Raw genomic sequence first — 12511 nt, forward strand, 5'->3', positions numbered from 1 at the left:
CATTACTAAGCCACATCAAAACTTTATGTGATGCTAATAGAGAAATTATATTGGTCAGCCTCTGTACCACAGATGGCTTTCCTATCAGCTGCTTCTCAGTCAGCGAGCTTAGTAACCAAGCAGATAAATTTGCAGCGATGAGCAGCACACTGTCTTCACTAAGTGATTCGTCTGCAAAGCAAATGAAGCAAGGCCAATGCAATATTGCGATTGTTGAAGCCACTTCTGGCAATATACTATTCGTCAAAACAGACTACATTGGTAAGCCTTGTGTGTTGACGGTGGTTGCCCACAATAAGATGGCACTAGCCGAAGCACGATATAAGACCAAGAAATTGATTGGGGAAATCTCTGCTATTAGAGAGTAGGGTGATTTGTCTGTGAAGACAAATGCAGTCGCATAGCTATTATAGCTACTCTGGTATTTATCGAATTCAAAGATCAAAATAGAAAGCGCCACTCAACAATCAGTTGAGGGGCGCTTTTTTTTGTGATTTAGATGTTGGTATTAATATATTTTCAAGCAGCATTGTAAATTATAGCTAATAAGTGAACATTACCCTCACTTTAATTTATACCTTGTTTGGAATTATTTCGGCGATGAGATATGTCTAATAATAGATATATAATATTTCTCTGCTTTATATGTCAGACGGCAGTTATTTTGTCATGACTGGTTAGTTCAAAATAATATCCCTTATAATACATAGAGTATAATGCGAACTACTAAGTTATGTTAGTTTTTTTAATGAATAAGATTCATTATCTTTGCTGAAAGACATACTTCGTTATTGATGTTTCTTGATCAAAAACATCTCACAATTTTAGCGTTACTTTATTGAACCACAACCAAGTAGATAGGAAAAAAATGTCAAATATCAATGAGTCTTTACAAGAGTTAATGAATCTTGATGGTGCTATGGGTGCCTGTGTTGTTGATTACATGTCAGGTATGGTATTAGGTATGACTGGTAATGGTGGCAGTATAGATTTAGAGCTTGCTGCAGCTGGCAATGCACAAGTAGTAAAAGCGAAAGTCGCTACAATGAGATCACTTGGTATCAAAGGTGAAATTGACGATATGTTAATCACGTTAGAGTCTCAAATACATATCATTCGTCCTACACATAACCATGAAGATTTGTTTATTTACTTGGTGCTTGATAAATCAAAAGCCAACCTTGCACTAGCACGTCGTAAAGTACAAGGGATAGAAAGCAAGCTAGAAATATAATTTGATTGGTAGTATTTAAATCGATGCATATTTGGTAGATATCTATTGTGGTCTTATTAAACAGGCTAGCAATAGGACTATATGTATTACGAGAAATTAGACAGAAAAAGCGCCACTCAACAATCAGTTGGGTGGCACTTTTTTTATAGCTCTAGATGTTATGGATCTAGCTAGCTATTCTTACGTTGCATCAAACTATTGGCGACCCATGCTGGCCCAATTAATAAAAACTGTAAGTCTTTAAAGAATGATGGCTTCTCTCCTTCGATTTTATGACCGATAAACTGGCCAATCCAAGCGACGATGAAGATACCCGCCCACACTTTAAACCCCCACGGTAAGAACACCATAACAGACAAGCAAATTAAGATAAATATGCCCATTGCTAAAAATAGCGGCGTGGATAAACGTATGTAGAACAATAATACCAAGGCACTAAGTACCAAGGTAAACCATACAGATAGCGACATTCCGACGCCTAGCAGGCTGACAAATATAGTAGGGACACATAACCAATGAATTTTTTTATTGACCAGGTTTTGATGACTAATAGAGTACTCGCTGAGCCACTGCTCAAGTGTGCGTTTCGACATTCTCTGCTGCTTAACACGAGCCATACCAACCTCCTTGTTAGTAATTAAAGGGATGAATTGATACTGGCCACCAGTTCAGGTGCCAATAACATTCGTAGTATCAGTTTTAGCATTAATTATGCCAATCTACCATGTTATCCAATAGACGGCACAGTCAGAAATGATGATGCTATAGTCAAATCCTCTATAAATTGGATACGGTGTCAGGCTCCTTTAGTCTACTACTTGTAGCACTTTCACTCGGCTTTCTTGTATCCAAATCATATTGAACTGACTCTAGTAATATTGTGGCCAACACAGCTGACCATATGTTTATACTTTTCATCTTGAACGTTTCAGTATTAGTTCAAGATTAGTTCAAGGTTAAAAAACTAACCTTGTTCGCTACGATGCCATTCATAGAGACCGATAAAGGCATTTATTTGATAGATCATAGTTTGGATAGCAAAAATATAGTTACCAGACATTAAGTTGACGATGAGCCAGACAAAATTCACGACAATCCATAGCCACCAGTTAAATGAATAGCGCAAAATCATCGCGGCTTGTGCCGTAATTGACAGTACGAAGGCAATAACATTAATCCAAAAGAAAGAAATAAACCCTAGAAACAGGCTGCTATCATCTTCTACCACTACATAACCATAGCTCGCTAATAATTCATTTACCGTGGGGAACAATGCAAGCCCAATGATAATGAAGGCAGCGGTAATCAACCAAACGGCTTTATTAGCAGCCTTCGGTATCATGTCACCATCAGGATCGGTATGCTTTGACCAATAAAAAATACCGTAGACATGAGTGAAAAAATTAAATAGCGGCGCAAGCATTAAGCCCACTGCGCCAGACGTCGCTTGTACGACTACTTCGCCAGCAGTTGCTGCCATGCCTAGACCATTACCCATGACGTTTTTTCGGAATGACAGTGAGACAACACAGACCAAACCAACAAAAGACACGCCCAAATAAAACATATCGAGCGAGGTATGGTCTGTGGTGAGCCAAAAGCCAGTGGATAGGGCAACCACGCCGCAAATGAACCAAGTAATAATCCATTGCATTGCCCATTTTCCGGTGATGTTGTCTAGTAGCTGAATACGCATAAGGCTTCTTTCCTAAAATGAGAGTTGGTCGCCGCATAGTGATTGATGCTGTTATTTTCCATTTTACGGATTTTTACCGTAGATGTATTGGTCAATAAATAGCACCGCTTGCTGATAGCGGGCATCGTAGTCTGGCTCATCAATCATATATGGCTCGATATGATGGCGCGCAAATATATCAACCAGTCGTTGTTCAAAACGCCCTCGTGCTTCAGGCGTGCCCAATGAGCGCATACCATCATCAACCCATGGCGTATTATTATCTAGCATAATGGTATGGTCTAAACGGAACTCATCGATACAAGCAGCCACAAACGGGTGCGTGCGATTTTCATATTCTTCACAGAACGCCTGTGTGGTGACAAAATCTGTGTCAACGATGGTGATAGGGGCGGTGGCATTCGCTGTCGCCTCTCGGATAGCTTGGGCATGATGTAGGGCAATGGGCCCATAGTCATTATATTGCAACCCAACCTCGCTACCTCCCAAATCTGTGCCGACATACAGCCGCCCCATTTCTAATGCAAAGCTGGCACCATAATAATTAGCAAGCTTATGTATTAAGGTTGTTTTACCTGAGCTCTCACCACCAACGATAGCGACGGTTTTGGTATAGTCACCACGAGCTTGCGGATGAATGGCTGACCAATGCGCTACCGGATCACGAGCAATCGCATAAGAGTCAAACTCAGGCTGTAGTGGGGTGGTAACCACTTGTAAAAGCAGCTGGTCTTGAATGTCGTTTCTCGTGAGTGGATGATTGTCCGCCATAAACAATACAGTCTCTGCTGATAGTGATAGTGCGTCCGTTAAACGTTGCAATTTGGCATTACTAGCAGCGATATCGATAGTGACATCATCATTGGCGCTGACATCCTCATTAGCATTATAGAGGTGCTCGTGCAGCGGTAGCTCAATCTCGTGAGTCGTATGGATATGAATAAATGGTAGGTTTGCACATGCCATCTGTAGCCAACGCGCTTTATCTTGTAAGGTAATCGTAAAGTCTGGATGCGGCGATGGATGCACCATAATGACGATATGTAAGGTTTTGGCTTGTCCTGCTGCATCCAATATACTGCGTATCTGCCCCAAATGTAGAGGTTCAAAATTTCCAATCATCAATCCAGTGTCGTACATAATTATCCTTATCTGTGCCTCATCTTGGCTTTATATTTATTTTGTTTTTCTGACTTGTACCGACTGATATAAGTTTGACTATATAAAGGTTTTAGTTGATTTGCAGGTAGGTTATTGTAAACACAAGTTTGATGCAGAATTTTATATAGATTATTCGTCTTTTTAGAAGATAATTAGTGACCAGTTTTATGCTAATCAAGCTAAATTTTACCAGCTTTATTACTACATAAATGATGCTTATCTATTTGATAGCATTAAAAAATACTGAGCAGATGAATTATTAGCGTAAGGTTTTAGCAATAAACCTAGCTTTGAAACATTTTGAAATAATTATTTAAAATCAGGGGTTTAGGTGCCCTAATGACAGATTAGGGCAAGCTTAGGTAGCATAAACTCACAAAGTACTGCTACATCTTCAACAGATAGGGGCTGAATAGTTGATATACTTATTCGTAAGTCAAGAGGGCTAAGTAGCATTTTGATTGAATATAGCAAACAAGTATAAAAAATATAAGAAAATACAAATAATAGAGAGGTATCTGATTTGGCTAAGTTAGCGAAATTACATCGCTCACAGAACAACCGTATGATAGCAGGAGTGATGGGCGGCGTTGCAGAATATGTCGGTTGGTCACCAACTTGGGTGAGAGTGCTATTCGTAATTATTTCATCGTTGAGTGCAGCAGTACCAGGCATCTTAATCTATATCATTTTATGGATAATCATGCCCAAAGCAACCAGTGAATCGTATCAGTAAATTATCTTGAAGATTTAAAGCTATACTTTGAAAATCAAAGTTTAATTAAAAAATAAAAAGCCTGATCAATCAGGATACCAAAGACATACTTTTCCTCCTGCCCAGATGCTCGCGCATCTGGGTATTTTTTTATCTATTGCTTTGATGACGCTTATGGCTTCAGTTTGATTATAAATGAGCCATATAATAGGATTTTTATCGCTGAGATATAAATTTAGTTAAGGTAAATATGGATAAAATAGTCAATTTTTAGTAAGGTGAGCAGACAAATAGAGTCGTTGCCGAATAGGCTGTACGAGTGCTATCAACGTTTTATTTATTAATACTAATTCCATAGTGATTTTATTATGACATCCCAAGCGAAAAACTCTCAACCGATGACTTTTCAAGATTTGATTTTAACCTTACAAAACTATTGGGCCGACAAAGGCTGCGTTATCTTGCAGCCTTATGATATGGAAGTTGGCGCAGGTACATTCCATACGGCGACCTTTTTACGTTCGTTAGGTCCTGAGCGTTGGAATGCTGCCTATGTGCAGCCATCTCGTCGTCCGACTGATGGGCGTTATGGTGACAACCCAAACCGCTTACAGCATTATTATCAATTTCAAGTCGTGCTAAAGCCGAATCCACCTAATATCCAAGAGCTATATCTAGACTCGCTAAGAGCCATTGGTATCGATCCGCTGGTGCATGATGTGCGTTTCGTCGAAGACAACTGGGAGTCGCCAACACTAGGTGCGTGGGGACTTGGTTGGGAGATTTGGTTAAACGGTATGGAAGTGACGCAGTTTACCTACTTCCAGCAAGTCGGCGGCATTGAGTGTTTCCCAGTGACTGGCGAAATTACTTATGGTCTTGAGCGCTTGGCGATGTATGTGCAAGGCGTCGATAGCGTTTATGATTTGGTGTGGGCAGATGGTGAATTTGGCCGTGTGACTTATGGCGATGTCTTCCATCAAAATGAAGTCGAGCAGTCTACCTACAACTTTGAGCACGCCGATGTGCCAATGATGGGTCAGATGTTTGATTTTTATGAGCAGCAAGCTGATAAGTTGGTTGCTGAAGGTTTGCCATTACCAGCCTATGAGATGGTGCTAAAAGCCTCACATGCTTTTAACTTACTTGATGCTCGTGGTGCGATTTCCGTAACTGAGCGTCAGCGCTTTATCCTACGTGTACGTACGCTTGCTCGTAAGGTCGCCATTGGTTATGTTGAAGCACGCGCCAAGCTTGGTTTCCCATTGGCAGATGAAGCCCATCGTCAGGCAGCGCTCGATAAGTATTTGCCAAAAGAAGATGTGGCAACTGAGAACACAGATGACAATCAAACTGCTAATAACAACCAGACTGTTAATAAAAACCAAACTACTAATAACAATAAATAGGAGCATCCCATGAGTACTATTCTATTTGAACTGGGGTGTGAAGAACTGCCTCCAAAAAGCCTAAAGCCACTACGTGACGCGTTACAAGCAAGCATTACTGAGCAATTGACTGAAGCAGAAATCAGTTTCGATAGTATTAAAGCCTTTGCTGCGCCGCGCCGTTTAGCGCTTCAAATTCAGGGTATTGGTGATAAGCAGCCGGATCGCCGTGAGCAAAAACGTGGTCCAGCGATTAAAGCTGCCTTTGATGCCGATGGCAATCCAACGCGTGCAGCAATGGGTTTTGCCAAAGGTTTGGGTATTGAAGCCAGTGAGCTGATAACGATTAACACCGATAAAGGTGATTATGTCGGTTATGAGCAAACCATTCAGGGTCAAGCGACCACTGAATTGCTGCCAGCTATTTTTCAGACCGCGCTTGATAAGTTGCCGATTGCCAAGCGTATGCGCTCAGGCGCTAGCCGTAATGAGTTCGTCCGTCCGGTACAGTGGGCAGTATTGATGCAAGACAGCGCTGTCATCGACGCTACTATCCAAGGTCATCAGACGGGAACGCAAACTCGTGGTCATCGCTTTCATAGCCCTGACTACCATAATATTGCTCATGCTAATGACTATGAAGAATTACTAAGTGGTTTAAAAGTAGTTGCTGATTTTGATAAGCGTCAAATGCTGATCAAAAACCAAGTCAAAGCGTTGTCAGATGAAGTCAACTCAGATGCCATCGTACCGCAGACATTGTTAGATGAAGTCACTGCACTGGTTGATTTTCCCATTGCGCTACGAGCAAGCTTTGAGGCACGTTTCTTACAAGTGCCACAAGAAGCGCTAATCTCGACCATGCAAGCGGATCAAAAATATTTTTGCCTGACAGATAAAACTGGAAAATTGCAGCCTTACTTTATCTTTATTACCAATATCGAGTCAAAAGACCCGAACCAAATCATTGAAGGTAATGAAAAGGTTGTGCGTCCACGTTTGGCAGATGCAGAGTTTTTCTTCTTACAAGACCAAAAGCAGCCGTTGTTTGCACTGACAGAAAGTCTCAAAAACCGTGTATTCCAAGATAAATTGGGTACGATTTGGGAGAAGTCTGAGCGTATAGCCAAGCTTGCTGCATTTATCGCGGCCTTGATGCAACAGCAAGGTCAGCAGATTAGTATCGATGAAACGGTACGTGCTGGTATTTTGTCCAAAGCGGATTTGGCAAGTTCATTGGTTGGTGAGTATCCAGAGTTACAAGGTATCGCTGGTACTTACTATGCCCGCTTAAACAATGAGCCTGAAGCCGTAGCAGCCAGTTTAGAAGAGCAATATTTGCCTAAGTTCAGTGGTGATGTATTGCCACAGACGCCGATTGGTATCTGCTTAGCATTGGCGGATCGTCTGGACACGTTAGTCGGTATTTTTGCGATTGACCAAGCACCGACTGGCTCAAAAGATCCGTTCAGTTTACGTCGCTCAGCTATTGGTATTTTGCGTATTTTGATCGAAAAGCAGTTACCGATTAATCTGGTAGCGCTCGTTGAGCAGGCGATTAAAGGCTATAGTAATACTGACGGTAGTAAAATTGCCAAAATGGGTGATACCTTTACACAAGTTATGGCGTTCTTGAACTCGCGCTACCGTGCGATGTATACCGAGCAAGGCGTGAGCGTTGATACCATCCAAGCTGTACAAGCGATTAACCCGCATATGCCGCTAGATTTTGATCAGCGTATTCGTGCAGTGCAAGCATTTAGCGAGTTGTCACAAGCGTCAATGCTAGCCGATTCGAACAAACGCGTTGCTAACATTTTGGCCAAGTCAGAAGTGAGCGTGGCTGATAATGTTGATGAGGCGTTATTGTCTGAGCCTGCTGAGCAGAGTCTATATGCGAGTGTGCAGCAAGCACAAACGGCGGTGCAACCATTACTCGAACAAGCTGACTATACGCAAGTATTGCAAACGCTTGCCAGTCTAGACAAGCCATTGACACAGTTCTTCGACAATGTGATGGTCAATAGTGAAGATGCTGCGCTGAAGAACAATCGCTTAGCGTTGCTCAAGCAAGTTCGCGCGTTATTCTTAACCGTAGCGGATATCAGCGAGTTACAGCTTTAGCTCTACTGACACATAGTTGTTAATTTTGATGCAAAAACCTGGCCTATCGTGGTCAGGTTTTTCTGTTATAGAATAGCGTCATTGTTTAGGACTACCATTCAGTGGATTTATCTAGCAATTCAGCGCAATCAGTAATTAAACTGCAAAGGCATTGTGTTATCGCTATTATTGACGGTAAAATTTATATTATTAAAACGTATTGAATAATCATTAGCTTATTAGCTGTTTTTATTCCTCGCGTTAACCTATATTCGAAGGAGCACTGCCGTGTTTGCCGTTATTATTGTTATCCTCATTATCTGGGCATCGATGTGGGTTTTTTATAAGTTTATGTACCCGCGTGCGCCTAAAAGCATGATGCCAAAAGCAGGTGATGTCACCACACCGCGCCAGTGTAATTTTTGTGGTAATAGATTGGCTGAATATCGCGGTGTACTAGAGACCCTTCAGACTACGCCGAGTTTGGCTGACAATAGCGACAGTGTTATAAAAACCAATCAAGACTTATTTTTTTGCAATTATGAGCATCAGGCAGATTTTCACGCGGGCAAGACTTATGGTGCCGATGACTAAATAGATAGATTTTGTTTCAAGCATAAAAAAGCGCTTAGCTTGAGTTGGCTAGGCGCTTATCTTTTTAATAAAGTGCTATTTGCTTATGTAGTTGAATTCCAATACAAGGAAGCCGAGTGCAAGCTATACATTAGTATGGTTAGCGAGGATGACGATGTAGCGGATTTATATGAACTTTACTATAGAATGGACTGCGCGTCCTTCATGATCTTATTCAGTAGAGCTTCAGATTGCTTGTCTTGTTGCAAGCGGTCTTCGCTAGTTCTCTGATTGGCATGGATTTTCTCATACAAGCTCAGGCAACACAGTACCAGTAGGCTTTCTTGACTAAGACTTGGTGCATCTCTCTTGAGGTCTAGCGCATAGTTGTTAATATAAGAGACGGCTGAATGTAGCTCCTCTTGCTCATGTACAGGGCAGTAGATTGGATAGTTAACGCCAGCAATGGCAATATCGACCTTTTTGATTTGTGGTTCAGCGATTTTAGGTGCTTTCGCATTAGGCTGAGCAGAGGTATTCGGTATAATTGAAGCCGCTGTAGCGACGTTCTTTGGTTGTTGTGCAGTATTTTGCGTTTGGTTATTTGGCAGCTGTTTTTCTATCGGTTTTTTGTGGTCATCGGTCATGATAAATCCTACAATATTTGGTCAGTAAGGTGAGTAATATCAGATATTACCGTTATGAGCTTGGCTTAATTCATAAGAAGCAATGAGTCGTTATAATAAAAAATTGCGCTTAGTTATTAGCCTTCTACTTGGTCAATATGGGTTAAGCGTTTTAATACTACTTGTGTACGCTCGGCTGCCAATTGATTCTTTTTCTGTAGTTCACTATTTTGTTGTTTAATGTCGCTATACTGCTGCTTTAATTCATTATTATGCTGTTGTAGCTCGCTATTTTGTTGTTGTAATTGGTCGATCTGTTTTTGCAGCTTGTCTTGCTCTTCACCAATCATATGGTGCGCTTCTGCAAGGCTTTGGTAGCGTTTGTCGAGATCGCCTAGTTGTTTTTTAGTACCGTCACGTTCTGTATAGCTAGTTTTGAGCTTGGTTCTCAGCACCGTAAGCTCTTGTGGATCAGCAACAGGATGTTGTTTAAGGCTGCTAAGTTCAGCACTGACAAGCTGATACTGTTTTTTGATGTCGAGTACCATTTTTTCTAAGATTCTAAGTTGATCATACATAGTCAGTTTTTATCCTTCACAAGTAAGCGTAAATGAATTTTGTTCTCTGCGTTTAATAATGCCATAGGTGACCGCATAATATCTATATCAACAAAGTAATTACAAGTATTAAGGTCTGTTGAACATTCAAATATTAGGGCTGCTAACCGCTAAAATTGCACCAAATTAGGCGCAAGTCGACGATAATGTCGAGACCTTAGCTAGGCTTGCAACAACATTTGGGGTGATTTTAGCATTAGCCTTTTAGGGCAGTACTCTTTTTTGCCAATATATGGCGAAATTGTTTCACCTAGAATGACTAGGCATTAAAAATTTCACTGCATATTGGCAAAAAATAGTGACTGCCAGCACCACATTTGAATGTTCAACAGACCCTGAGCTTGGTTTTTTTATTTTTTATGGTCCACCGTCGCATCAATGATGTTGCGCGGGGGCTGTTTTTGTATTTTAAGTAATAATCAATCACTAGGACATCTATTATGAATGACAATATCTCTGGCTGGAACACTTGGCTTACCGCTTTTGATGACTGGACTGACGTGTCTATCAGTGAAGTGCATGGCTTCATGACAGGGCTTATGACGGCCTGTAATGCCCCTGATGAAGCTGTATGGGCTCAGGTTTTTGAGGAGTTGAGTTTTTCGGCATTACCAGAGCCTGCATTGACGTTATTAGCCGAAGAAGCGGAAGATATCGTGTTTCAGCTGAAGGATAAAGATGATGCTTACTCTTATATGCCGCTGATACCTGATGATGAACACGACTTGTACGAGCGCGTGATGGCCTTGAAACAGTGGGCCAATGGTTTTATGACTGGCTTTGGTATCACCGATTGCAGTATTAGCGCTGACGAAAATGAGATGCTATCGGATTTGGCCAAGATTGGCGGCATTCGTTTAGAGGAAGACGAAATATTTGAAGGTGGTGAAGAGTCTTATCTGTATATCTATGAGTTTGCGCGTATGGTGCCAGTCAGTTTTGCGACCCGTAAGCGTAAAGCAGTCAAAGACATCGCCTTAATTTCTGGACTCGCTATTGATGCCAAGACGACAAAAGAGTTGCAAGCAGAAGGTAAGTTACCAAAACCAATGCCGCCAGTTATTGATATCATGAATCAAAATAACCCTTCATAATACGAGTATCACGTATCATAATAAGGATGTTTTATGAGCATAAATAACCATATGGATAGTGACAGTCAAGCCATAGATACGGTCACTTATCCGGCAAACAGCATTGATTGGCTGACCCGCCTCATTGCTTTTGATACCGTCAGTCGGCATTCCAATTTGGCTTTGATTGACGATGTAAAAGCTTACTGTGAGCAGCTGGGTCTAACGGTGGATTTGACCTTTAATGAGGCCAAAACCAAGGCCAATTTGTTTGTGACAGTACCCGCTGGCGAAAATACCGATATCGTCAATCATGGTCTGGTCTTATCGGGTCACACTGACGTCGTACCCGTCGATGGCCAAGCGTGGTCATCAGAGCCATTTACGGCGACGATTCGTGGTGATAAGCTATATGGTCGCGGTGCGTGTGATATGAAAGGCTTTATCGGCTGTGCGCTGACATTATTGCCGCAAGCGGTGAAACGGTCGAACAGCGGTCAGCTGCGTCGCCCATTGCATTTGGCACTGTCCTTCGATGAAGAGATTGGCTGCTTGGGTGCGCCACTCATATTGGCAGATTTAAAGGCACGCGGTATCACGCCTGATTATTGCATCGTCGGTGAGCCGACCAATATGACGATGGTAGTGGCACATAAAGGTATTGCCATATATCGTTGCCGAGTGCATGGTAAGTCTGCGCATTCGTCATTGACGGCGCAAGGGGTTAATGCCATTAGCTATGCCAGTCGTTTGATTGGTTATGTCGATGAGCTGGCAGAAGAGATAAGTCGTCGCGATGATGCTCTTGGTGATGGGGATGCGCTGTTTGATGTGCCTTACTCAACACTTTCGGTGGGCACGATACAGGGCGGTACCGCGACCAATATCGTCCCCAATCTGTGCGAGTTTACCTTTGACTATCGCAACCTGCCGCACATGACACAAGACGACATATTAGCGCCCATTCATGCAAAGGTGGCAGAGTTAAATGCTCAAATGCAAGCACGAGCACCAGAGACTGGTATTGAGCTGGTGCAAGCAGTAGGCGTACCCGCAATGACTGATAATGATAGCGCCGAGCTGCAATCATTAATCGCTGCGCTGACAGGGGATGATGAGCGTCATAAAGTGGCTTATGCGACGGAAGGCGGACAATTTACCAATGCTGGCATTCCAACGATTATCTGTGGCCCAGGTAGTATTGAACAGGCGCACAAGGTAGATGAGTATGTGGCGCTTAGCGAAATTGCCCGTTGTGATGAGTTTTTACAGAAGTTGCTAGATAGCTGTACCACTCAGGAATCTACGCAGTAGCATAGCAGACG

At 42.1% G+C, this 12511-nt stretch carries 13 protein-coding genes; 8 read left to right on the top strand and 5 right to left on the bottom strand.

From position 1 onward, the window contains the following. Both I6E83_RS09680 and I6E83_RS09685 read left to right on the top strand, forming a co-directional pair. The coding region (locus I6E83_RS09680; RefSeq protein WP_197101512.1) for a roadblock/LC7 domain-containing protein at positions 1–368 on the top strand (368 nt) is incomplete at its 5' end. Positions 369–868: 500 nt separating this feature from the next. Beyond that, entirely contained in the window at positions 869–1234 is a 366-nt protein-coding gene (locus tag I6E83_RS09685; protein WP_110923327.1) for a hypothetical protein, read from the top strand. A 170-nt stretch (positions 1235–1404) separates the two neighbouring features. Here the strand turns inward: I6E83_RS09685 and I6E83_RS09690 are convergent, their stop codons facing one another. The 3 genes from I6E83_RS09690 to nadR form a co-directional block, all read right to left on the bottom strand. Further along, the gene (locus I6E83_RS09690) at positions 1405–1851 is read right to left on the bottom strand and encodes a DUF962 domain-containing protein (protein WP_197101518.1); all 447 of its coding nucleotides are present in this window, start codon (positions 1849–1851) and stop codon (positions 1405–1407) included. 347 nt (positions 1852–2198) lie between these two features. Beyond that, positions 2199–2930: a nicotinamide riboside transporter PnuC gene (gene pnuC / locus I6E83_RS09695; protein ID WP_197101519.1), complete on the bottom strand. Its 732-nt coding sequence runs from the start codon at positions 2928–2930 to the stop codon at positions 2199–2201. Positions 2931–2993: 63 nt separating this feature from the next. Further along, entirely contained in the window at positions 2994–4070 is a 1077-nt protein-coding gene (gene nadR / locus I6E83_RS09700) for a multifunctional transcriptional regulator/nicotinamide-nucleotide adenylyltransferase/ribosylnicotinamide kinase NadR (RefSeq protein ID WP_197101520.1), read from the bottom strand. A gap of 544 nt (positions 4071–4614) precedes the next feature. Between nadR and I6E83_RS09705 the strand changes: the two genes are divergently transcribed. From I6E83_RS09705 to I6E83_RS09720, 4 genes are all read left to right on the top strand, one after another. Next, positions 4615–4827, top strand: coding sequence for a PspC domain-containing protein (locus tag I6E83_RS09705; RefSeq protein WP_110923323.1), 213 nt, complete (start codon positions 4615–4617; stop codon positions 4825–4827). Between the two features lie 377 nt (positions 4828–5204). Beyond that, the gene (gene glyQ, locus I6E83_RS09710) at positions 5205–6215 is read left to right on the top strand and encodes a glycine--tRNA ligase subunit alpha (RefSeq protein ID WP_197101818.1); all 1011 of its coding nucleotides are present in this window, start codon (positions 5205–5207) and stop codon (positions 6213–6215) included. A gap of 9 nt (positions 6216–6224) precedes the next feature. Next, complete coding sequence (glyS, locus tag I6E83_RS09715) at positions 6225–8318, top strand: glycine--tRNA ligase subunit beta (protein ID WP_197101521.1); 2094 nt, start codon at positions 6225–6227, stop codon at positions 8316–8318. A gap of 267 nt (positions 8319–8585) precedes the next feature. Next, complete coding sequence (locus I6E83_RS09720; RefSeq protein WP_320158389.1) at positions 8586–8891, top strand: hypothetical protein; 306 nt, start codon at positions 8586–8588, stop codon at positions 8889–8891. Between the two features lie 179 nt (positions 8892–9070). Here I6E83_RS09720 and zapA read toward each other — a convergent pair whose 3' ends face one another. Together zapA and I6E83_RS09730 are read right to left on the bottom strand one after the other, a co-directional pair. Continuing rightward, complete coding sequence (gene zapA, locus I6E83_RS09725; protein ID WP_197101522.1) at positions 9071–9517, bottom strand: cell division protein ZapA; 447 nt, start codon at positions 9515–9517, stop codon at positions 9071–9073. A 116-nt stretch (positions 9518–9633) separates the two neighbouring features. Further along, positions 9634–10074, bottom strand: coding sequence for a hypothetical protein (locus I6E83_RS09730; RefSeq protein ID WP_194197634.1), 441 nt, complete (start codon positions 10072–10074; stop codon positions 9634–9636). Between the two features lie 479 nt (positions 10075–10553). Between I6E83_RS09730 and I6E83_RS09735 the strand changes: the two genes are divergently transcribed. Both I6E83_RS09735 and argE read left to right on the top strand, forming a co-directional pair. Further along, positions 10554–11207 (top strand): UPF0149 family protein, encoded by a 654-nt coding sequence (locus I6E83_RS09735; protein ID WP_197101523.1) that lies wholly within the window; start codon positions 10554–10556, stop codon positions 11205–11207. A gap of 33 nt (positions 11208–11240) precedes the next feature. Continuing rightward, on the top strand, positions 11241–12500 hold the full coding sequence (gene argE, locus I6E83_RS09740) for an acetylornithine deacetylase (RefSeq protein ID WP_197101524.1): 1260 nt from the start codon (positions 11241–11243) through the stop codon (positions 12498–12500). Positions 12501–12511 lie beyond the last annotated feature (11 nt).

The organism is Psychrobacter sp. SZ93C1 (assembly GCF_015864635.1).
Taxonomy (GTDB): Bacteria; Pseudomonadota; Gammaproteobacteria; order Pseudomonadales; family Moraxellaceae; genus Psychrobacter; species Psychrobacter fozii.

Excerpts from the sequence above, each read along its gene's own strand:
- nadR (WP_197101520.1), bottom strand. The coding sequence starts at position 4,070 with ATGTACGACACTGGATTGATGATTGGAAATTTTGAACCTCTACATTTG.
- I6E83_RS09735 (WP_197101523.1), top strand. The coding sequence starts at position 10,554 with ATGAATGACAATATCTCTGGCTGGAACACTTGGCTTACCGCTTTTGAT.
- zapA (WP_197101522.1), bottom strand. The coding sequence starts at position 9,517 with ATGACCGATGACCACAAAAAACCGATAGAAAAACAGCTGCCAAATAAC.
- I6E83_RS09690 (WP_197101518.1), bottom strand. The coding sequence starts at position 1,851 with ATGGCTCGTGTTAAGCAGCAGAGAATGTCGAAACGCACACTTGAGCAG.
- glyS (WP_197101521.1), top strand. The coding sequence starts at position 6,225 with ATGAGTACTATTCTATTTGAACTGGGGTGTGAAGAACTGCCTCCAAAA.
- glyQ (WP_197101818.1), top strand. The coding sequence starts at position 5,205 with ATGACTTTTCAAGATTTGATTTTAACCTTACAAAACTATTGGGCCGAC.
- I6E83_RS09730 (WP_194197634.1), bottom strand. The coding sequence starts at position 10,074 with ATGTATGATCAACTTAGAATCTTAGAAAAAATGGTACTCGACATCAAA.
- pnuC (WP_197101519.1), bottom strand. The coding sequence starts at position 2,930 with ATGCGTATTCAGCTACTAGACAACATCACCGGAAAATGGGCAATGCAA.
- I6E83_RS09685 (WP_110923327.1), top strand. The coding sequence starts at position 869 with ATGTCAAATATCAATGAGTCTTTACAAGAGTTAATGAATCTTGATGGT.
- argE (WP_197101524.1), top strand. The coding sequence starts at position 11,241 with ATGAGCATAAATAACCATATGGATAGTGACAGTCAAGCCATAGATACG.